The organism is Peribacillus deserti (genome assembly GCF_002863585.1).
Lineage (GTDB): Bacteria > Bacillota > Bacilli > Bacillales > DSM-1321 > Paraperibacillus > Paraperibacillus deserti_A.
Genome location: NZ_PGUY01000017.1, coordinates 96,539 through 117,744, shown reverse-complemented (window position 1 = coordinate 117,744; position 21,206 = coordinate 96,539). Strand labels below are relative to the sequence as shown.

The window sequence follows — 21,206 nt, the reverse complement described above, 5'->3', positions numbered from 1 at the left end:
TACTATGTTTTTCCATAGTTACCAATATATTTTAAAAAATCAGTCATAAAGACCTAGCTGGCGGTGGTTGAGTAAGTTTTCCCGAATAATCCTCATCGGCCTTAAGCTATCAGCATATATATCGCTTGTCACTGCAATGACCATGTTTCTAGTAGGCACAACGATAATATATTGACCGCCAAAGCCCAGAGCAAAGTAGTAGTTGTTTTCCTTGGAAAAATGTCTGGTTTTATTCAGCCTGTTTACCCACCAATGCATGCCGTAATGGCCGATATTCTCATACGTCACTAGATTGGGGGCAGTTGAGGACCGAATCCAATTCTCAGAAACTACTCTTTCTCCATTATATATCCCGTTTTGCAGCATTAATTGCCCCAGCTTTATCATATCCTCTGCTTTTAATACCAGGCCGTCCGCACCTTTATTGATTTTCATTCGGTCCTGGTACCACCTATATTCTTTGATTTCCAGAGGATTAAATAGGTGCTCCCTTGCAAAGTCTTCGGTCTTTACCCCCGTTGCCTGCTGCAAAATGGCTGATAGAATATGAGAGCACCCAGAGTTATAGTTCATATGGCTTCCAGGTGTATGAATCATCGGGCGGTCAATGACAAACTGTACAATGTCGTGATGAAAGACCATTGGTGCAAAGCTCTCCCACTCCCCAAATTCAGGAAAGTCAAGTCCATCCGTCATGGTTATTAAATGATAGAGAGTGAGTTCCATCTTTCTTCCATCTGTCTGGCTGGCAAAAATTTTAGGGAAGAACTGATGAACAGGTGTTTGGATACTTTGCAGAAAGTTTTTATCCAGGGCTATTCCTATCAGGAGGGACATTACGCTCTTCGTACAAGAATTCATCTTGTGCAGCTTATTGGATTGTTTTTTGTTTTTGTAGTAGCTGAATACGTTTTTCCCATTTTGCAGAATGAGGAAGCTATTGATCTTTTCTTTCTGTAGCTCTTTAGTTAAAAATGATAAATCCAAATAGATCTCCCCTGTATTGAATTAATGGCTGTTAAATGTCTTTCTTACTCTTTCGATAGGAAGGTTTTGTCATAATTGTAAGAAAAATTAAATAAAAATGAAACAATTTACGACCGGCAGTCGTCTAATATATATCAGCTGTGTTTTAGTACGGAAGTATATACGTGGATACCAATTGTCTGGGGGGAAAATATGAAATTCGTAAGAATACTTTTGATTTATGTATTAAGTCTTATCGCAATATTACTGATCAGTGTCATTCCGAAGGTGATTATTGAAAAAGGACTGTTCCATATTACCGGCTACGTCGAGGAATTATTGAAGCTGATCCCTACATTCATACATCCAGGGAATTGGATTATGAGCTATAAGCGAGCCTCCTTTCCCATTTTAGACTTCATTAAAGAACCTTACTTATATTCAATGTTTATTCTCGTAAGCGCATTATTAATAGGCCTTCTGCTGGCTCTTTTGTTTACCCGGCTGTCTTTTTTGCTGCCTGTTAATGTGAGGCTGTTTGCGAAAAAAATCTTCACCTTTTTCTCAGAATTGCTGACGGGACTTTTGGCTGGATTCTCAGTGATATTTGTCATTCACAAATTAGGGGTTCACACGGACGGGAAACCTTACATATTACCCATACTGACCCTGTCTATTATCCCGGCTGTCGTACTGCTTGGAATTTTTCTATCTCTGGAAAAGAAGGATGAAAAGCCAGACGTCAAAATGAGTATAGGTGCTTTTCTGGCTTTAATTAAAAATAGTATTCTGCTTAACCTCCCAGATGTCCTTTCTAAGTCAAGAACTCTGTTATTGGCAGCTGTGGCGGGTCTATTTGGTGTTGAAGGCCTATACGTAAGCAAAGGGATGACATTCTACATGGCCTCGTCCTTCAGCCCGATCCTCATTGCTGTTTCATTATCATTTATATTTACACCTTTCTTTATCCTTTATCATGGTGCGAAGCTGTGGGCTGATTCTGGAAATGACCGCTTTTCCCCAGAAGAAAGCTGGAAAAAACGTCTTCTTCGCGCTGGAGAAACTATTAAGACCCACTTCGCGAATCCAAAATTCACTGTCGGCTTTGCTTTTTTATTCGGGCTGCTAGTATTTAGCATCTGCTGGTCAATATTTAAAGAGGTTCCTATTAAAAAGACACTGCTCTTGACGGATGGACACGGCAAAGTATTTAGTTCAGCCCCTCATCCGCCTTCCTCTTATATGTGGTTCGGATCGGATGGAGGAGGCAGGAGTATAAGGGACCAGCTGTTTGTAGGTGCCAAATATACACTTTTATTCGGGTTGATAATTGCACTGTTACGGGTGGCAGGGGGTTTTATGCTCGCCATTCACTACACCTTTCACTTAAAGGACCGGACGCGCAACTTTATTAATAAAGTAGTAGACTCTATTCACTTTCTTCCGTTGAGTTTGATTGCGGTTGTTTTATTGTCGCCTATTTTATGGGATATGGGTGGAGGCAACTGGGAATTCTCCTTATTGGAGCGTATTGTACTAGAGGTAGTGATATTGAGTTTGATCGTTATACCGCTGACAACGGTTCTGATTGGCAACGAAATGAGGCTGATTTCTCAGCAAATGTATATTGAAAGCGCAAGGATATTGGGAGGGGACGACCGGCATATTCTCTGGAAGCATATCTTCCCTCATCTTGCCTCGAGGCTGTTTATCCTATTTGGCCAGCAATTTATACAAGTTCTGCTCATATTTGTACACCTTGGTCTATTTCACTTATTTTTCGGAGGAACCCTTGTCTCAGTCAGTGAAACTCCTGATCCGCCACGAAGTGTAACTTTCGAGTGGTCTGGGATTATGAGTGATGCTAAGGATGCAATTGGATATGGCAAGTACTGGCTGGTCGTACCTGCTCTGCTCGCTTTTATGCTTTGTATAATTGCTATGCAGCTCATCGTTCAAGGAGTCAAGGAAGTGCAGCAAAGAAAAGTTGGGGTTCTTGTACCGAAACGAATCAGAGAAAAGCAGGAAAAGACAAGTCAACAGCAGGTTCCATCTGAAACATCATTCTCTCTGCTGGTCAAAAATCATATGGATATCAGTGGCTGATTGGCGCCAGTGAACTTCATAAAAGAATAGGGGGACTATATTTTTGGGTTTGATGGTAAAAGCTATTAGAATTCTTTTCTATTATATACTAGGCATAATCGGTATCTTGTTTGTAAGTATTGTACCAACTGTGATAGCATCCGGTAATATCTATAACATTCCTGTTTATTTACAAAAATTCTATGAGTTTGTAAAAGTGTTCCTGAAGAGTGAAAACTGGATCTATTATTATAAAAACGAGCCTATGCCGATCATTGGATTTCTAAAGGAGCCTTATATTTACTCCGCAAAAATCTTTATCAGTGCCATCCTGATAGGGTTTGTCATAGCTTTATTACTGGCTTTTCTGACGTTTTTACTGCCCGCTTACGTTATGAACCCGGTTAAACGTATATTAAGTATTCTGGAAGCTATGCCGGATTTATTAGTTGCTGTTCTTCTGCAGCTGTCAATCGTTTTTATTTTTAAGAAGACTAATATTCTCCTGTTTAAGTTTGCAGTGGTCGGCGAAGAAACCATTTATATGGCTCCCATCCTAACTCTTTCCATTCTGCCGGCCATTTTCTTGTACCGATTAATTTTGATGCTGGCTGAAGAGGAGTTATCGAAGCCGTATACAGAATATGCATCAGCAAAAGGAATGGGGAGGCTGCGGATATTAAGGGTTCACATATTTAGAAACATCTTTCCTTCCATCTTCCATCATTCTAAGATCGTCATTTGGGGTACTATGTCCTCTTTATATATTGTTGAATATATTTTTAATACAAGGGGGCTTACTTACTATATTGGGTTGGATTTTAAGCCGATGGTGCTGGCAGTAGCACTGCTGTTGATTTACACCCCTTTCTTTATTCTTTATCAAGGCGGGCAGGAGTGGCTGGACAGCCTTGAGGAGAAAAGGAGTTCTGGCAGGGTCAAAAGAAGATTTGCAATTAGCAGCAGCTTTAACCTTAGAAATGCCGTACACTTCCTTTTGAAATCATTGTTCAGCCAGCGGAAAATCATTGCTATGGTTGCTTTATTTGCTGGTTATTGTGCAGTATATCTTCATAACAATGAAGACCCTGTTAAAAAAATGCTTCTTTCAGCAAGTGCCAGAGTGCAGGCGGAGAGCTCCGGCGATCAAAGTATGCTAGTTTCAAATAGTAAAATTAAAAAGCAGCTCCAGCCGATGCTGACTGCAATAAATAAGAATGATGCCAAAACATTTTTATCTTTCCAAAACAAATCCAACAAAATCTTTTATAAAGAACAGAAAAGCTGGATTCGGGATGTAATCAATTTAAAGAAGCATGGCTGGGAGTTTTCCGTTGATATAGGAGCGGTGGATGTAATGTCGGCCAGGCGGGGTACTATTGAGCTGATAGTCGGTTTGAAGGCAAAAGAATCCGAGCCGCAAAACTATAAAGTGACTTATTCTTTAATTAAATCGGATAAAACTTGGAAACTAAACGATCCTCCGTTTAAGAAAAAGTCCTATAATACAATATCCGTCTATTATAGTAAGGATGTTGAAGAAAAGGCAGATAAATCACTTATGGAAGCGATATCGTTAGTCCGCCTGTACGAGCAGGAATTTGGATGGAAACCTGGGGAAATTACAATCAAACTATATCCAACAGTAGAGGAATTGTCCGCTACCGTTCCAACCTTTCCTGCAGATCGATACAGCAGGCCGGGCGAATCAATCAAAGTTTCAGTGGATGAAGAGCAGGGTATGGAAACCACCCTGGCCATACTGGCGGATGAGCTCGCTGATAAAATGCTCGCTGATTTAACGAATGATAATGCCTCAGTCTATATGGAGGAGGGATTTGGGACATTCTTAAAAAATGTTGTTCAAGATGATGGGAATGGGTTTTCTTTTAATTTTGACTTTATGGATGTAACCGAGTCGGACGCTCTTAGAACTGTCAAAATCCCTGTGCCAATAGACCAAATTAATACGCTTACTGGTAAGAATATAGGGAAAATGCTTTCATCGGGCACATTACTAACCAGCTATTTAGTAAGAGAGAAAGGAATTGAAAAGTTCACAGCCTTTGCTGAAGAATTAAAGAAAAATAAACATATCGACAAAGAAGGCTGGGAGAAGGCTGAGGAAACGGATGCGCTCACATTAAAAGCAATAGAGAAAGTATACGGTCCTCTTGATCAGTTATCTGAGGAATACAGGAAGTATTTCATCAGCAAAAGAGCTAATTCATATTAGAAGTTTAATAGTGCAGAGATGTTAGGGACCTATGAAAGGTCCCTCTTTTCTTGGTTCCGCTGTTGGATTCTGTCGTAAAATGTTTTACATTTCGTCGGCTCTTTAAGAAGGACAATATACTTATAATAAAGAATTAAAAAAGTGTTCGGTAATAGGTATTTTATACCAAGGGGGAGAAAGAGATGAATTACAAACAAAAAGCGCTTGGCTTACTGACTGCAGGGGCATTGCTTGCCGCCCTGCCATTTAATGCTGTTGCTAAAACACAGGCAAAGGTTGAAAAACCGCCTGTGCAGGTGCAATATGTAGCTCTAGGAGATTCACTTGCAGCTGGGCAGACGCCTTACAAGTATGTAGATTATGGCTACACAGATTTTATTGCAGATTATTTCGTGAAAAATAAGTACAAGCTGGCTGATTTTGATAACTTTGGAGTACCTGGTTATACTTCAGAAAACGTGAAAAATGATGTTACCAAGAGTAAAAAAATCAGAAAAGAAATTAAAGAGGCGACACATATTACAATCGATATAGGGGCAAATGACCTTTTGCCGAAATTATCTACTGATCCGGCTGGAGCTATTGCAGCTGTGAAAGCTAATCTCCAAACAATCCTAAAGACCATTGATTCGTTAAATCCGCGGGTAAAAGTGTATGTCATGGGATATTACAATCCTTATCCGGGTTTGTCTGCAGCGGAACAGGCTAAACTTCTGCCACTGCTAAAACTATTTAACGCTGAAATTCAAAAGGCTGCTAAAGATAACAAAGATACTTTTGTAGCCACAGACATGCTGATTGCAAAGAAAACCGCTGAATACCTTCCTAACCCGCTAGATATCCATTTAAGTGAAGCCGGATATAAAGCTGTGGCGTCAGAGTTCTGGAAATACATTGCACCAGCTAAAAAGAAATAAGGATTTAATGGATAAAAGCCAGTCTCTAATGGACTGGCTTTTATCGTTGATGAGGTTGGTATTTTTTTCCTAAAATAGGCTTGATAAACGACATCCTTGTCGTTTATAATAACGACAAGGATGTCATTTTATTTAGGGGATGAGAAAATGAAGGCTTTGTTTAAAAGTAAAGAGTATGTATATCTAATCAGCTCACAGGTGGTTTCAAGTCTCGGCGACTGGCTGGATATACTGGCATTAATGGCGCTAGTCAGCATTAATTGGCAGGCAAGCCCGATGGAAATGACCTATTTGATGCTGTGTTTTTCAGTACCTATGATTGTATTCGGCCCTTTTGCAGGTGTGCTTGCTGATAAATATGACCGAAAAAAACTGATGATTATATCAGATATTGTTCGTGCCATTATGGTTTTCGGGGTTGTTTTTGCACCTTCATTGTGGACTGTCTATATACTGCTTTTTATAAAAAGCTCATTCTCAGCATTATTTTTCCCGTCGAAGAATGGAAAGATTAAAGAAATCGTATCTGAAGAGCATATGCAGCAGGCAGTTTCTCTGAGTTCAATGATTGATAATGGGAGTAAAATCATTGGACCAATGATAAGCGGCCTGGTGGTGGCCTCTGTTGGAGTGAAGCCTGCGTTCTATATAGACGCAGCAACCTTTTTGATATCTGCTGTACTGCTTTTAGGAATGAACAGCAGTAACATAGAAAAAGTAAAAGAAAATAAAAATGTAAAAAAAGCTGGAATGTTCAAGGAAATGAAAGCAGGCTTTGCCTTCATTAAAACCATGCCTGCGGTGTTATTTGGATTATTAATCTTAAGTTCGGCTTTGTTAGTGTTACAGATTGCAGATACACAGATCATGATTCTGCTTCGGGAAATTCCAGGAGAACCTGTTAATCTTGTAGGGTATGCCATGTCGGCATCAGGTGCTGGCATGTTCGTGATGTCAGCCTACCTGGGCAAAAAAGAAATTTCATCGGTGAACGGGTATTTGGCATTCGGAGCCATCGGAGTGGGTGCAGCTTTTGCTTCCATCGTCTTTTTAGTTAACCTGCCGATTATTACATTAAATATCGTGATGCCAGCTGTTTTCTTTTTAGCAGGTTTTGCAGCGGCGTCCGTGTTTATTCCATTTAATGTCATGGCTCAAAAAAATACACCCGTGCACATGAGCGGACGGACTTTTGGTACTATTAATAGTGTAGCTACAGCTGCTTCCATCATTGGAATGATTCTAGGCGGGGTCCTTGTGGAAGGAATCGGCGTTAAAGCTGCGTTTATTTTATCCGGCGGACTGCTAGTCTTAATAGGAATTGGGACCGCTATTGTAAAACCAGGAATAAAAGGAAGTGTCACCTTTGCCGAAAGTGAGCCAGGAATACAAAGAGAAGCGTAGGCAGGAGATTCTGGATACCGCAAGAAAAGTGTTTATCCAAAAAGGGTTCGATCAGACAACAATGACAGATATTGTGGAAGCTTCAGGTTTAAGCAGAGGCGGAGTGTATCAGTATTTTTCCAGTACAGATGAAATGTTCCGGCAGATTACGGACCGTAATGATGAGGGATTTGAAAATTGGATAAAAAAGATTATTGGTGAAAGTAAAACGGCCTGGGCTGCTATCGAGAATTACTTAGCAGAAGTGGAGGCCGGATTGTTAGAACCTGGAGTGGGTTTTGGAATTGTCCAATTCGAATACTTTGTTTTTAGTACTCGAAAAGAAGAGCGCTCTTCTTACCTTTTAAAAAGGGGAGAAACTGCCATTCGGAATTTTTCACTTTTAATTGAAAATGGCATGAAGACAGGTGAGTTTAAACCTATCCAGCCGACTGAAGCGATTGTTATGTTTATCATAAATATTAATGACGGGCTTTTGCTTCAGAGTTTAACGTTAAATAAGTATGAGCATGATAGAGTTTATGTTAAGGAACAGATTCAGGGTCTAAAAATGTACTTAAAACAAGTGCTTCAAGTGGAATAGGCAGATGCAATGAAAGGAAAACCTTCTATGTAATTAGAGGGTTTTCTTTGTGGATAAGCAGAACTTTGCCTTACTATATAAAAAACAAAATGAACCAGCTGAGTTGAATGATGCTAAACGATTGAATCGGCAGCCCCATAATAACATTCTTGAAGAAGGAGGGCAGAAATGTAAAGGACTTAGATGCCGTGCACGGGACACCGGTGATGGACATCAAATCAGTGATGAAGAAATTCCTGCCCGGTTGGAGAAATTAGATGCCAGGATGGTTTCAGAGTTGATGAAGAATTATTGGAATTAATCTACTATATAGGGAGTTTTTTTATGGTGGAGATTAAATTAGCGGAAACGGCGGACGTACCTGATATTACTAGGCTATTAAATAAGGTTACAATGGACTTGCACCAAAGAGGAATAAATCAGTGGACCTACCCCTGGGAGAAAGAAGAGATTGAGCGCGATATTAAGCAGGGGAATTGTTATAAATTATTGAACGATTTACAGCTGGCTGGTACCTTCTGTATGAGGGGAATTGACCAATTAAAGTATCTGAACATACCGGCAGACAGTCTATATCTTGCTCAAATAGCTATTTTGCCGCGTTATCAGGGAAAAGGAGCTGGTGCCCAGATCATAAGCTTTGCCCGTACTGCTGCCGAGCTTTTACATAAACCGCTTTTTTTAGATTGCTGGGCCGGCAATGAAAAATTAAAACGATTTTATGTGCGGAATGGATTTTCATATTTAGGGGATTATCCGGAAGAAGATTATTTTGTCAGTGTTTTTAAAGGAAAAAAAGAGCACGGAAACTGGGTAGCTGAAGGACAAAGTGTGCGATTAAAGCATCGATTGATTCATAAGTACCGCCCGAAGTACATGGTGCATGACGGCCTAATAATCGCACGTAAAAATGTAGCGGCACGCTATCCCAAACAACTTCACACCCTTTGACATTTCTCTTAAGATATATTATGATAAGTACAAATAGTCGAATATAGTTCTCCTAAAGGGGAGTAGCTTTTACAGCAGAGTCGTCATTTCGGAGATTTTCTCCCGGCTTTGCTGGCAGCGTATACGTTGTTAGCAAGACCTTTACCCACCCGGTAAAGGTCTTTATTTGTATCCAAAACCTTTACCACACCGCTGGTAGAGGTTTTTTATTTGACTAAATCGCTCTTTTCAGGAGGGCAATATTCAAACATATAATGCGTGATTAATAAAATTAACATGAATGGGAGTGTAGTTACATGAAAAAAAAGAAATTATCTCTGTCTCAGCTTGTAAAGAAAAACAAGGAAGAACTGCTGCAGGATAAAGTTCAGCTTGAACAGCTTGAACGACGCATTGATGACAAATATGTAAGCTATAAATAGTTAGTATCTGTAAAAGTCACTATTAATAATGGAGGAAAACGAATGTTGTTAAGAAAATATATGTCTTTAATAGGAGTAGGCTCAGCAAAGATTGATCTTATTTTACAAAAGGACACGTTTAAGCCAGGTGATGCAGTTCACGGATATTTTCTTATAAAAGGCGGTACAATCGAACAGCAAATTAAACGGATTGATTGTGATTTGGTCATGACGGATAAAGCGGCTGATGCTGAAAACGTGATTGATTCAGCAACCATACTGACAACACAGCTTATTAAAGCAGAGGAAACTAATAAAATATCATTCACATTTAAACTGCCGGATTCTGTTCCTATTTCATCAAAGGAAGTTTCGTACCGATTTAAGACGAAGCTAACTTTTGACGAAGGAGTAGAGAGCCGGGACCTCGATAGGATTCAGATCATTGAATAAACACGGAAGGGGCGATCTATATGTTTCGGTTTCTAAAAAGAATTAAATTTGTTCTGAAGTTTTGGAAGTTCATTCCGTTCTTAAGAGATTTCTTTTTGACAAAGGAAGTTCCATCTAGCAAAAAAGCTTTCGGATTATTATTAATACTCACCTACGCCTTCTTTCCTTTTGATTTAATTCCTGACTTCCTAAGCATTTTTGGAATAGTGGATGATGTCGTGCTGGCCGGTTTTGTTGTAGACCGGATGATTAAAGCGGCTCCCCTGTCCTTAAGAGAGAAACATGGGCTGACCGGCAGATAGTAGTTTAGTGCCAAGAAGAGACGTGCAATAAAGAAAAGAACCAGCATATCCGGGTAATAAGGTTATGCTGTTTTTTTCGTGAATAGAGTTTCCAATTTCTTTGAAAACAGCTATAGTAGGTAAAAAAGAGGTGAAGAGTTGTGTATCTTACGATAAAAGAAACAGCAGACTATCTCGCTATGCCTGAAAATTACATAGAGAGTCTGGTGCTTCAAAAGAAAATCCGGGCTTTGCATGACGGGGAGCAGTATCTCATTAACAAGGACCAATTCTCCACACACCTGGAACAACTGGAAAAGTATAAAAGTCTTTTTGCAGAGTGGCTGAATGAACCGATTCCTGAGGATATGGATGTAAAGGATGAGGATTAGAGTCTGTTGAGAATGAAGCTGGAGGCATCTAATAAATCTATACTGATTATGAGCAGCTTTTCTAGTGTGCATTAAGGTTTAGTTGACATCGCAGGACATTAATGGGCAGCACAACTTGCAGACTAATCGTTAAGTATAGGAGGTCATGATCCATATGCAGCTTGATGGTTCAGTGGATATATGAGATTATTGGTGAACATGATAGGTTAGGAATAAACGTAGACTATAAGAGTGACGTGATAAGCATATACCGTAATATCTAAGCATAACAGGTCCTTGATAAGCATAAAACCATATTCTTAAGCATAAGGGGCTCCTAATAAGCATAGAGAGCTTGCCTATAAGCATAAACCCTTCAAACATAAGCATAAAAGTATGGAAGTTAAGCATAAAACCTGAAAACATAAGCATAAACCTCTAAAACATAAGCATAAGATTCTGCTGTTAGGGTTATTTTGAAGATAACTATACAGATGGAGCGTATTTTCCATTACCCGATTTGCAGAGACAGTCCGAAATGAATAAAACTTTAGGATTTCAATATAAAATCGGGTGTTTAGCCGCTTTTAGCACTCTTTTAGCCCCATTTTGTATATGTAATGGCTGCACCCTCAGATTCTATCACTTCTAGAGCCGGTTACTTAATAAAGGTACAGAGACAGGCGGAAATGAATTATACTTAGGATTTGAATATAAAATCGGGTGTTTTTGCTGCTTATAACCCTCTTTTAACCCTATTTTGGTATGTATAGCTGCACCCTCAGTTTCTATCACTTCTAGAGCCAGTTAATTAATGATAGATATATACTTTAGGAGGAAAATAATCATGAGTACACCAGCTTTTGTGTACGTAACGTACATTGCGGCTACAATAGATGAAGTCTGGCAGAGGATTACGGATGGTGAATTTACCAAAAAATATTTTTTTGGCAGAATCGTTAAATCTGATTGGAAGGAAGGTTCTCGAGTTGCCTATCTTCTTGAAGATGGCGGCCTTGATGTCTCTGGGAAGATACTAAAAATTGAGCGGAATCGCCTTCTTTCTTTTACTTGGGAAGGGGCAGCGGATGATACACCGCGTGAAACGCCTTACGTGGTGACTTTCGATTTAAAGCCTCAGAGTGGGGCCGTTAAGTTGACCCTCAGGCACGAGAATTTACTGCCGGTAGATTATGTGGAAGCGGATGATACGTTTGCCGGGTTAAATAATGGCTGGCCTGCTATTCTAAGCAATCTAAAAAGTCTGCTCGAAACTGGTAAAACCATGCCGGCTATAAGTGTGTAAGGTTCAAGATGTCTAAATTATCAAAAAACATTTGACAGATCTTTCAAACCTCACTATAATCAAGAAATACCTTTAATTATTCTAATAAAATATTAATAAAGCGTTGATGGGAATTATAGTAGTTTTAACTTCACTGTTATAGAGAGCCGGGGGCTGCGGGAAAGCATTCCAAACAGCATGGTGGAAGCCGGTACATATGTTAAGATGAATTTCACTCCTGGAGCTTTCTTCTCTCACTTACTAGGGAAGACGGATTAAACCGTTATTGCAATCAAGAGGTAAACTGTGTTTACAACTAGGGTGGTACCGCGATCATAATCGTCCCTGCTGATTCTTTTCAGCAGGGATTTTTATTTTTTAGAAATTAATGGTTTACTGATACTTTTGGATACAGGAAAAGCAAATCAAATCTATTTACGTGAATAGGGTGGTGTCACATGCAAAGTGATAAGTTACAGAAACAGCTGCTAGCGCGTCATGTTCGAATGATCGCCATGGGTGGCATGATAGGAACCGGAATTTTCAAAGGGAGTGCAGACACAGTTGGGCTGGCTGGTCCGGGGGTCATCTTTTCCTATTTATTTGCAGGCCTTCTGCTCTTGATTGTCATGGCTGCTCTGGCTGAGATGGCCATTGTTTATCCAGGGCAGAATATGAATCAGCTGATCGGAAAGGCACTGGGAGAAAAAGTATCGTTTGTAACGGGCTGGCTGTATGTTATTTTATGGCTTGTGGTTTGTGTGATTGAAGTGATTGCAGCGGGAAGCTTCCTTCAATATTGGTTTACGGATACTCCGCTTTGGGCGCTGAGCCTGCTATGCGCTCTTGGTATCATCCTGCTGAACAGTTTTAGTGTAAAATATTATGGAGAAATAGAGTACTGGTTTGCTGGTCTAAAAATCTTCGTCATTATTGCGTTCATATTATTAGGAACCGCCATTTTATTTGGGATCATTCCAAGCCAAGGGGAAACTCCGTATCTGCAAAATTATGCGGACTTTGTTCCGAATGGATGGGGAGCCGTTTTTTCTACCTTGCTGATTGTGATGTTCTCTTACGGAGGTTCCGAGCTGATCGGTCTTACAATCACTGAAATGAAGGATGCAGAGAAGTCGCTTCCCGGAATCGTGAAGGGAGTCATGTTCCGCGTAGTGTTATTCTATACTCTGCCGATTCTTATCATCTGCGGATTGATACCATGGGATTCAATCGATCAAAGCGGCAGTCCATTTGTACAGGTATTTAAAACTGCTGGGCTGGAAGGCGCATCGCATGTTGTGAACTTCATTCTGATTACAGCTGTTCTATCAGCAGCAAATTCAGGTATATATGGAAGTACGAGAATGATGCATTCTCTGGCTGTTACAGGTGTGGCCCCAAAAAGCTTAAGCTTTGTTTCTAAGCGGGGGGTGCCTGTTGTAAGTTTGATCATCAGTGCGGTCGTCCTGATAGCGGGCGCATACATTGCTTACTTGGAACCTGACAGGGTGTTTGGATACTTAATGGCCATCCCGGGATTTGCCGTTTCATTTATCTGGATCAGCATTTGTCTTGCACAGCTAAGGCTGCGCCGTACTTACAGAAAAGAACCATATTTTAAAGTCTGGGGTTTCCCATTCGCAACACTGTTCGCCATCATTGGTTTAGGAGTAAGCTTTATAGCTTTAATCTTAAGCGAAGCAAACAGGCTAAGCTCCGCTGTCTGTATTGCAATACTTGTGATCCTGACGGTTTTATCGTTTATTATAAAACCTTCTAAGGGCCGCGAATAATAAAAAGCAGGAAACTCTGATTAGGTTTCCTGCTTTTTTACTGTATACATATAAGGAGGCAGCATCCGTTGTGGAAACTGTCTTAATCAACTACGGATCCGCACTTACTATTCTTTTTCCACTCTTCGGCAAGCATACTATAAGTTACAAGATCCTCATAATGGTCATATAGCCATTGTCCATCACGTTTGATGCCTTCTTTCACGAACCCGAGCCGTTCTGGGATGGCTTTGCTCCGTTCATTGCCTGCCGCACATTGTATTTCCACACGGTTCAGTTCAAGATCTGTAAATAAATATAGTAAAAGTCCGTGTACACATGTAGTAATGATTCCGCTGCCCTGGGCTTCCTCTGATAAGAAATACCCAATACTCGTGCTTTTATTTTTCCAATCAATATAATGAAGCCCGATCATACCGGCCAGTTTTCCTTTGTAACGGATTCCAGCATCGAATCCATTATTGTCTGCGTAGTTCTTCAGCCAGATTGGGAAAATTGGTTCAAGATCCGCGGCAGATTTTCTCTTATCTACCCATGAAAGCCATTTGCGAAGATGCTCACGGTTCTTGTCAATCAGCAGAAATAATTCCTCTTTGTGCTGCTGCTGTAAAAGCTCTATGGATATTTCTTCATTGACTTTAAATGAGAACATACAAGTACCTCCAAATTAAGACACTTTTTGGGTGTTTTTCGGTGTAGCCACTTCTCCGCGAGACGATGCTTTAAACAGTTTATCGAGAACTAAACCAAGAATTGCCCCGGCGATGGCCGGCAGAATCCATTGAAGGCCGCTTGCGGAAAGCGGAAGGAAGTCCCTCAAATTTTGTACAAGTCCTAAATCAAGGCCGAAAACCGTTAACCCATCAATTAAGGCAAATACGCCTGTGAATAACACAGTGCTCGCATATACTCTCCGTGAATCCTTGAAGAAGCGGCTGAAGAAAGTAAGAGTGATCAGTACAATTGTCAGTGGATAAGCCATAACAAGAAACGGTACGGATATTTTTAAAATTTGGTTTAACCCCAGGTTAGAAAGAGTAAATCCAACCAGTGTGACTGCTAATACAACTAATTTGTAACTGACTTTTGGCAGAAGGCGGGAGAAGTACTGGCCGCAGGCAGCAGTCAGTCCAACTACAGTCGTAAAACAGGCCAGTGTAAAGATCACACCGAGAAGCGCCGTACCGCTGTTTCCTAAGAGAAGGACAGATGCAGCTGAAAGAAGTTCTGTACCATTAGCGGAGTTTCCTGCAGGCATCCTCGCGCCCATTAACCCGAGTGAAACATAAACAAGAGCAAGCAGTACACCCGCAATCACTGCAGCTTTCAACGTATATGTCGTTAATTGTTTTCGATCGCTTATTCCTTTTTGCCCAATCGCTGTCAGAATAACAATCCCAAATGCTAAAGAAGCAAGAGCATCCATGGTGTTATATCCTTCAAGAAACCCTTTAAAAAATGCACCCGAGGCATATGCGTCAGCTGGTGCCTGTAAAGGAGAATCAAGTTTAAGAAGTCCAGTCACACATAGAACAACCATTGATAGAAGAAGTACTGGTGTAATCCAGCGGCCCATATATTTTTCCATAGAAGAAGGGTTCAAGCTGATTACATAAACAAGTGCAAAGAAAACCAGTGTGAAAATAAATAAGGAAAATCCTGATGCTGAGCTGCCCAAAAATGGCTTTAGACCCATCTCATAGGCCACATTTGCATTTCTTGGTATTGCCAGGAATGGTCCGATGCTTAAGTAAACGATCACCATAAAGGCGGTGCTGAATACAGGATGCACTCTGTTTCCGATCGTTTGGGCTCCTCCTTTAACAAGGGAAACAGCTAACAGCACTGCAAATGGAAGTCCGACGCCAGTTAAAATAAATCCTGCGATAGCAGGCCAGAAGGAGGTGCCTGATTCAGCTCCTAAGAATGGAGGGAAGATAAGGTTACCAGCTCCAAAAAACATGGAAAATAGCATAAGGCCAATAAATAATGTGTCTCTTTTTTTCAATGTGATCGCTCCTTTGATGTATTAAAATAAGAGGCTGTTTTCAAAAAAGATGTTGTTTATTGATTAATTGTTTGACCACAACCCGTTGTCAAATCAAGGTGATTGGAACGGTAGGTGCGAGACTCCTGCGGGAGCAGCGGGTATTGTCCAGCTCCGGACTATCACCTTCGGTCATAAGCCAATCGTCATTAAAAGGCAAAATCGGCCTTTTACTGCCGCTAGTCTTATGCCGGGCTAACGCACGAAGCACAGGATGTGCGAGCCAGGCGGGGCCACAGGACGTGGCGGTTGGAGCGTGGTAAGGGCGACTAAGCTTCTGTCTTCGCTATCGCTAGCCAATCAGCAAGTCTTCTTTATCAGGTGTCTGCTTTTCTTTTAGCGTTTTGCCTCTAGTAAAAAAGATCATCATTCAGCTTTTGGATGGATCTTTTCTTGAAAAGCACCGTCCTCCGCTTTTCGATCAGGTGAGACCCCACAGGCGATACGCCGAGGAGGCTCACCGCACGCCCCGCGGAAAGCGAGCATCCTGGAGTGGAAATAACCTACTTGTTCATTAGCAGACAAATTTGAGAAAACAGCCAAAAAAATAAAAAACCCGCCCCTGTTAAACAGGGACGAGTTTACGCTCGCGTTACCACCCTAATTCTGCATTACAAATCATGCAGCACTCAGTCAACGTACTATCATACGTGTCCCATGGTAACGGAGGAAAAACCGTCAAAGCTTACTAGCTTCAGCTTTGCATCTCAGAGATGATCTTCGGATAAGGACTGAACACCGGCTTTCACCAAGTTGCCTTTAGAAAGCAACAGCGCCGATTCTCTGGGGAACAGAATACTTATCTTACTCTTCTCGTCATTGATTTTAATATGTATTCTAATTTATCAGGGCATGATTGAATTGTCAATCTCTTTTGATGATTTCGTTTATTTTTAGAAAAAAAGAGGCCGTGATTCGGCCTCTTTTTCGGTTACTGTCCTTGCTGTTGAGCTAATTGCTGCTGCGCATAAGCAATCATACGCTTCGTCATTTCTCCGCCGACAGAACCATTAGCACGTGCGGTCGTATCTGCACCAAGCTGAACTCCAAACTCATTAGCAATTTCTTGCTTCATCTGATCTAGGGCATTACCTGCACCAGGAACCAAAAGTTTGTTTCTTGCCAAGATACATCACTCCCGACGGTTATTGAGCATACCATCATGCTCATTAATAAGGTAACCGTTTTGGGTGCAGAGAATTCACCCTGAGCGTGTTAAGATATTTAAAAATCCGCTACGTCCCCTACATTCTCTGCAGGAGCCGCATCGACAGCAATTTGGTACGCTGCTAAAACGTTATCCCGCTCCTCGGGATCATCAATGTTTGTGATATACTGCTCTCCATCTTCTTCCTCTACACCAACAAGAATCGTGTCGTCACCAGAGGTTAACAGAGCATAAGATTGATCCTCCATATCAAATAGTGCTTCAACCGCATACTGCCGTTCTATACCTTCTTCATCTTCGATTGTTACAAAATCCCGTATTTCAGGTTGTTGTTCCAATTCACGTCACCTCCGCATTTTCTTTATTACTTTTTCCAATCAGCTTAAGATTTATGATGTTTTTGAAGATATGAGAGGTTTTCGGGAAGAGAACGAGATGAAGAGGTGGCAGGGGCAGGTTGAAAACCGGGTCTATGAATAGTTCTGGAGATGACTGTAAGGAAAACCAAGTCTTTTGAGCTTGGAACTTAAGTTTCAGCGTCAAATATTTAATTTTATCGGGAAATCCTCAATAATGACTGTTTTCATTGCAATCTCCATCAAGCCCATATCGGAGAGACTCCTAAAGTATAAGTTACCTAAGTTAAACAGAAACACTTATCAAACCACAGTCCAGCTTAAAAAGAGCCGTACTTAAGTTCAGTACGGCCTTTGCCAATCATCAGCATCGGCGGGCAGCAAGATTTTAACCTCGGTACCTTTGCTGACCTCACTATTAAATTCAAGTTTTCCGCGGTGAGCTTCAATGATACGGTAAGTTACGGTCAATCCTAGGCCAGTGCCTTTTTCCTTCGAGGAGTAAAAAGGTTCCCCAAGGTTCTTGATTCTTTCTTTTTCGATGCCGCATCCATCGTCTTTAATCAGAATTGAAACCATGTCCTTTTCCTTTTCAACACTGATTTTGACTTTTTGCGCGGATGCTTCAATAGAGTTTTTAATAATATTAATAAATACCTGCTTTAACTGATTGGCCTCACAGGAAATTAAGGGTAATTCGTTTTTGACGGCGATTATGATTTCAGCGCCGTCATAGTTTGCCTGAGGTTCGAGCAATGCCTTCACATCCGAAAGGAGATGGACCACATTGTGCTTCTTGAACTCTTTTTCCTGCGGCTTTGCCAGAACAAGCAGTTCGCTGACAATCTGATTGATACGGTCCAGTTCATTGAGCATGATACTGTAATAGGTTTGATAGGTCTCATCACTATCTTTTAGCAATTGGACGAATCCCTTCAGCGAGGTTAATGGATTCCTTACTTCATGTGCCACGCTTGCAGCGAGCTCGCCTACAACGGAAAGCTTTTCCGTTTTCCTCAAGCGCTCTGCAGTCTCCCTGATGACCGTGACATCCTTGGCATATCCAATAATTCCAGTGATTTCACCGTCAATCAGCATCGGTACCAAGGTACAGGCGAGCAGGAGCGTTTTGCCGCTGGTAGTAGCAAACTTAATATCTCCTGTTGTAATACCCTCCTTATTTCTAAGGACATATGCAAAAGAATCCCGAAGCTTTTTATCGTCCAGCTCATATCCTGAAACGAACTGGTTAATAGACCTTCCGACTAAACGATCCTGGGACAGGCCGATGGTATACTCGAATTGCGGGTTAATATTGGTGATATTGTTGTTCAAGTCAATCATGAATACTGGATCAGGATTGTATTCGAATAGGGATCTATACTGCTGCTGGCTGTCAGAAAGTTTTTTCTCTGCATTTACTCTTTCCGTAATATCCCGGCCTATGACAACAAGGGCTTTGCGGGAACCATCCGGGTTAAACAGTGGTACCTTAATGGTATCAAATGTTTTCTGATCTCCATTGGGCAGCGGGATAATCTCTTCGCATCGTGTGATTTCTTTTTCAATCCAGGTTTCCTCATCAGACACTTCACAATATTTAAGGGCTTCATTATAAAAATCTGTATATTCCGCCAGTTCAGAATCCTTCAGGCCTATATAATTTACTTGTTCCAGCTGAAATAGCTTAAGGCCGAATGTATTGGCTTTGATCCATCTGCCTTCTCCATCCTTAAAGTTAACAAAGTCGACCATGGAATTAATTAGTGTAGACAGACGCTGTTCTTCTTCCTTCAGCTGTGAAAACTTCTCGTTTTTAGAGAGAAGAACATAAATGAGTGCACCTGTGAAAAATATGAACAATAGGCCTTTTATCTTTTGAATCCACATATATACTGAATGATTTGTTATATATAAATCCACAAGGAAGTCTGTTGCAACGATCCACGTAATACTGGTTAAAAAATAGATGATTAACACCTTTTGTTTTGACATATCTGGCTCCTTCATCTCAAAAAGACTCAAAACATTATATCAGGAATTGTTCAGAAAATATATGTTCCGTGGAAAAGGATTTATTTTTATCATAATAGTATCAGTTTTTTCCATACTTCCTTAATAAAATAGCTATGCCTAAAGGTCATTGTTGATTTTTGCACGATGTTGATTGGAACGGATATGCGAGACTCCTGCGGGAAAAGCGGGGCAAGGGAGACCCCACAGGCGTCAATGCCGAGGAGGCTCCCGGAACGCCCCGCGGAAAGCGAGTGCCTGCTAGCTGCAATCAACAGCCATGTTTAACAGAGTTAATAAAATAAAAGAGCTGGCTCAAGTTTGCTGAGTCAGCTCGTGTTGCAATGAATGATTAAGCTTTTTGTTCATACAGTTTAATGATTTCAATGATTGTTTCGGCAGCTTTTATCATATTATCCACGGAGATATATTCATACTTGCCGTGATAATTTTCCCCACCTGTAAAAATATTCGGTGTCGGAAGCCCCATATAGGAGAGCTGTGAACCGTCTGTTCCTCCGCGGATAGGCTTTACGATGGGCTGGATGCCTAAATTCTCCATCGCTTGATGAGCGATGTCAACTATCTCTATAACCGGCTCGATTTTCTCTCTCATATTATAATATTGGTCCTTCAATTCTAGATGAATGCGGTCTTTGCCGTATCGAACTCTCAATTCATCTACAATCTTTTCAAGGGCTGCTTTTCTTCCGTTGAACTGCTCCCGATCAAAGTCCCGGATAATGTAGCTAAGTTTTGTTTCAGAAACATCTCCTTCTACGGATGAGAGGTGATAAAAGCCTTCGTAGCCTTCTGTAAACTCCGGTGCTTCTTCTGCAGGCAGCATGCTGTTAAGCTCCATCGCAATCTTAGCGGAGTTCACCATTTTATTTTTCGCTGATCCAGGGTGAATGTTACGCCCTGTAATGGTAATCCTTGCTGAGGCTGCATTAAAGCTCTCATATTCCAGTTCTCCAAGTGGTCCGCCGTCCACCGTATAAGCGAATTTAGCATTAAAGGCATCCACATTAAATTTATGCGGCCCTCTGCCTATCTCTTCATCCGGAGTAAAGGCTACTCTTACTTTTCCATGCTTGATTTCCGGATGCTTAATTAAATAATCCATGGCTGACATGATCTCGGCAATACCTGCTTTATTATCAGCGCCAAGGAGAGTGGTGCCATCGGTTGTTATTAAGGTATGTCCTTTATAGCTGCTTAGGTTTGGAAAATCATTTGGTGATAAAACAATATGTAAGTTTTCATTTAAAGTAATATCTGTACCATCGTAATGTTCAACAAGCTGTGGATTTACATTTGCTCCAGTAAAATCAGTGGCTGTATCTACATGGGCAAGAAAGCCAATGGTCGGTACTTCTCCGTCTGTATTAGAGGGAAGGGATGCCATAACATACCCATTCTCATCAATCGTCACTTCTTCCATGCCGATTGATGTTAATTCTTCGACAAGCATATTGGCTAGAGTAAGCTGTCCGGGTGTTGAGGGAGTACTCTCGCTGCTATCGCTGGATTGAGTGTCCACTTTTACATAAGAAGTAAATCTTTTAATGATGTCATCTTTCAAAACTTCCAGCTCCTTTAAGATATTCTTACAGTCTGCCTGGTGATTCCAGAGGAGGTACACAAGGCTGCATCTTTTGTGAAGAGAGTTAATGGAAAATGCGGGGGTGATCTACAAATTCAGAAGCACCCCATTAATTATGAACTAGATTTTTTCGAAATAAAAGAGAATACAAGCCGAAATCACGTATCCTCAATAAATAATAATATCAATTCAGGCAGATTATGCTCAGGAGTCAAAATGAGAGGCGTCCTAAATGCTGCCGGACGCCTGTTCCTTGAAGGAAAGATTATTATTATTAGCTTGTTCCTTCT

Annotated in this window: 20 protein-coding genes and 2 other annotated features; of the genes, 13 read left to right on the top strand and 7 right to left on the bottom strand. The window is 40.9% G+C overall.

Features of this window, described 5'->3' with window-relative positions; all coding sequences use genetic code 11:
• Nucleotides 1-39 precede the first annotated feature (39 nt).
• Nucleotides 40-987, bottom strand: coding sequence for a serine hydrolase domain-containing protein (locus CUU66_RS06390; protein WP_180955182.1), 948 nt, complete (start codon nucleotides 985-987; stop codon nucleotides 40-42).
• Nucleotides 988-1,179: 192 nt separating this feature from the next.
• Between CUU66_RS06390 and CUU66_RS06385 the strand changes: the two genes are divergently transcribed.
• From CUU66_RS06385 to CUU66_RS06325, 13 genes are all read left to right on the top strand, one after another.
• The gene (locus CUU66_RS06385; RefSeq protein WP_101640843.1) at nucleotides 1,180-3,072 is read left to right on the top strand and encodes an ABC transporter permease subunit; all 1,893 of its coding nucleotides are present in this window, start codon (nucleotides 1,180-1,182) and stop codon (nucleotides 3,070-3,072) included.
• 52 nt (nucleotides 3,073-3,124) lie between these two features.
• Nucleotides 3,125-5,287: an ABC transporter permease subunit gene (locus CUU66_RS06380; protein WP_257967917.1), complete on the top strand. Its 2,163-nt coding sequence runs from the start codon at nucleotides 3,125-3,127 to the stop codon at nucleotides 5,285-5,287.
• Between the two features lie 182 nt (nucleotides 5,288-5,469).
• On the top strand, nucleotides 5,470-6,204 hold the full coding sequence (locus CUU66_RS06375) for an SGNH/GDSL hydrolase family protein (RefSeq protein ID WP_101640841.1): 735 nt from the start codon (nucleotides 5,470-5,472) through the stop codon (nucleotides 6,202-6,204).
• 147 nt (nucleotides 6,205-6,351) lie between these two features.
• Nucleotides 6,352-7,608 (top strand): MFS transporter, encoded by a 1,257-nt coding sequence (locus tag CUU66_RS06370; protein ID WP_180955181.1) that lies wholly within the window; start codon nucleotides 6,352-6,354, stop codon nucleotides 7,606-7,608.
• On the top strand, nucleotides 7,580-8,191 hold the full coding sequence (locus CUU66_RS06365; protein ID WP_257967916.1) for a TetR family transcriptional regulator: 612 nt from the start codon (nucleotides 7,580-7,582) through the stop codon (nucleotides 8,189-8,191). Before CUU66_RS06370 ends, CUU66_RS06365 begins: the two co-directional genes overlap by 29 nt.
• 49 nt (nucleotides 8,192-8,240) lie before the next feature.
• A complete protein-coding gene (locus CUU66_RS24035) occupies nucleotides 8,241-8,492 on the top strand; it encodes a hypothetical protein (RefSeq protein WP_101640838.1) in 252 nt (83 codons plus the stop codon).
• Between the two features lie 23 nt (nucleotides 8,493-8,515).
• Complete coding sequence (locus CUU66_RS06355) at nucleotides 8,516-9,142, top strand: GNAT family N-acetyltransferase (protein WP_101640837.1); 627 nt, start codon at nucleotides 8,516-8,518, stop codon at nucleotides 9,140-9,142.
• Between the two features lie 296 nt (nucleotides 9,143-9,438).
• Nucleotides 9,439-9,564 (top strand): FbpB family small basic protein, encoded by a 126-nt coding sequence (locus tag CUU66_RS06350; RefSeq protein ID WP_101640836.1) that lies wholly within the window; start codon nucleotides 9,439-9,441, stop codon nucleotides 9,562-9,564.
• Between the two features lie 42 nt (nucleotides 9,565-9,606).
• Nucleotides 9,607-9,996, top strand: coding sequence for a sporulation protein (locus CUU66_RS06345; RefSeq protein WP_101640835.1), 390 nt, complete (start codon nucleotides 9,607-9,609; stop codon nucleotides 9,994-9,996).
• 20 nt (nucleotides 9,997-10,016) lie between these two features.
• Nucleotides 10,017-10,298 carry a YkvA family protein gene (locus CUU66_RS06340; protein WP_101640834.1) on the top strand — a complete coding sequence of 94 codons (282 nt, stop codon included), beginning with the start codon at nucleotides 10,017-10,019 and terminating at the stop codon, nucleotides 10,296-10,298.
• A 140-nt stretch (nucleotides 10,299-10,438) separates the two neighbouring features.
• Nucleotides 10,439-10,669, top strand: coding sequence for an excisionase family DNA-binding protein (locus CUU66_RS06335; RefSeq protein ID WP_101640833.1), 231 nt, complete (start codon nucleotides 10,439-10,441; stop codon nucleotides 10,667-10,669).
• Between the two features lie 826 nt (nucleotides 10,670-11,495).
• Complete coding sequence (locus CUU66_RS06330; RefSeq protein WP_101640832.1) at nucleotides 11,496-11,954, top strand: SRPBCC family protein; 459 nt, start codon at nucleotides 11,496-11,498, stop codon at nucleotides 11,952-11,954.
• A 94-nt stretch (nucleotides 11,955-12,048) separates the two neighbouring features.
• Nucleotides 12,049-12,283 (top strand) — a binding site (T-box leader).
• A 108-nt stretch (nucleotides 12,284-12,391) separates the two neighbouring features.
• Nucleotides 12,392-13,726, top strand: coding sequence for an amino acid permease (locus tag CUU66_RS06325; RefSeq protein WP_101640831.1), 1,335 nt, complete (start codon nucleotides 12,392-12,394; stop codon nucleotides 13,724-13,726).
• A gap of 82 nt (nucleotides 13,727-13,808) precedes the next feature.
• Here the strand turns inward: CUU66_RS06325 and CUU66_RS06320 are convergent, their stop codons facing one another.
• The 6 genes from CUU66_RS06320 to pepT all read right to left on the bottom strand — a co-directional run bounded on the left by CUU66_RS06320 (nucleotide 13,809) and on the right by pepT (nucleotide 20,895).
• The gene (locus CUU66_RS06320; protein ID WP_101640830.1) at nucleotides 13,809-14,378 is read right to left on the bottom strand and encodes a GNAT family N-acetyltransferase; all 570 of its coding nucleotides are present in this window, start codon (nucleotides 14,376-14,378) and stop codon (nucleotides 13,809-13,811) included.
• A 15-nt stretch (nucleotides 14,379-14,393) separates the two neighbouring features.
• The gene (gene brnQ, locus CUU66_RS06315) at nucleotides 14,394-15,734 is read right to left on the bottom strand and encodes a branched-chain amino acid transport system II carrier protein (protein WP_101640829.1); all 1,341 of its coding nucleotides are present in this window, start codon (nucleotides 15,732-15,734) and stop codon (nucleotides 14,394-14,396) included.
• 607 nt (nucleotides 15,735-16,341) lie between these two features.
• Nucleotides 16,342-16,602: a binding site (T-box leader), on the bottom strand.
• 102 nt (nucleotides 16,603-16,704) lie between these two features.
• A complete protein-coding gene (locus tag CUU66_RS06310; protein WP_101640828.1) occupies nucleotides 16,705-16,899 on the bottom strand; it encodes an alpha/beta-type small acid-soluble spore protein in 195 nt (64 codons plus the stop codon).
• 98 nt (nucleotides 16,900-16,997) lie between these two features.
• Nucleotides 16,998-17,279, bottom strand: coding sequence for a DUF1292 domain-containing protein (locus CUU66_RS06305; protein WP_101640827.1), 282 nt, complete (start codon nucleotides 17,277-17,279; stop codon nucleotides 16,998-17,000).
• A 360-nt stretch (nucleotides 17,280-17,639) separates the two neighbouring features.
• On the bottom strand, nucleotides 17,640-19,292 hold the full coding sequence (locus CUU66_RS06300; RefSeq protein ID WP_101640826.1) for a PAS domain S-box protein: 1,653 nt from the start codon (nucleotides 19,290-19,292) through the stop codon (nucleotides 17,640-17,642).
• Between the two features lie 370 nt (nucleotides 19,293-19,662).
• Nucleotides 19,663-20,895: a peptidase T gene (gene pepT, locus CUU66_RS06295; RefSeq protein ID WP_101640862.1), complete on the bottom strand. Its 1,233-nt coding sequence runs from the start codon at nucleotides 20,893-20,895 to the stop codon at nucleotides 19,663-19,665.
• Nucleotides 20,896-21,206: the final 311 nt, after the last annotated feature.

Coding starts and splice junctions, on each gene's coding strand:
- CUU66_RS06385 (WP_101640843.1), top strand. CDS start 1,180: ATGAAATTCGTAAGAATACTTTTGATTTATGTATTAAGTCTTATCGCA.
- CUU66_RS06380 (WP_257967917.1), top strand. CDS start 3,125: ATGGTAAAAGCTATTAGAATTCTTTTCTATTATATACTAGGCATAATC.
- CUU66_RS06375 (WP_101640841.1), top strand. CDS start 5,470: ATGAATTACAAACAAAAAGCGCTTGGCTTACTGACTGCAGGGGCATTG.
- CUU66_RS06370 (WP_180955181.1), top strand. CDS start 6,352: ATGAAGGCTTTGTTTAAAAGTAAAGAGTATGTATATCTAATCAGCTCA.
- CUU66_RS06355 (WP_101640837.1), top strand. CDS start 8,516: ATGGTGGAGATTAAATTAGCGGAAACGGCGGACGTACCTGATATTACT.
- CUU66_RS06350 (WP_101640836.1), top strand. CDS start 9,439: ATGAAAAAAAAGAAATTATCTCTGTCTCAGCTTGTAAAGAAAAACAAG.
- CUU66_RS06345 (WP_101640835.1), top strand. CDS start 9,607: ATGTTGTTAAGAAAATATATGTCTTTAATAGGAGTAGGCTCAGCAAAG.
- CUU66_RS06340 (WP_101640834.1), top strand. CDS start 10,017: ATGTTTCGGTTTCTAAAAAGAATTAAATTTGTTCTGAAGTTTTGGAAG.
- CUU66_RS06330 (WP_101640832.1), top strand. CDS start 11,496: ATGAGTACACCAGCTTTTGTGTACGTAACGTACATTGCGGCTACAATA.
- CUU66_RS06325 (WP_101640831.1), top strand. CDS start 12,392: ATGCAAAGTGATAAGTTACAGAAACAGCTGCTAGCGCGTCATGTTCGA.
- CUU66_RS06320 (WP_101640830.1), bottom strand. CDS start 14,378: ATGTTCTCATTTAAAGTCAATGAAGAAATATCCATAGAGCTTTTACAG.
- CUU66_RS06300 (WP_101640826.1), bottom strand. CDS start 19,292: ATGTCAAAACAAAAGGTGTTAATCATCTATTTTTTAACCAGTATTACG.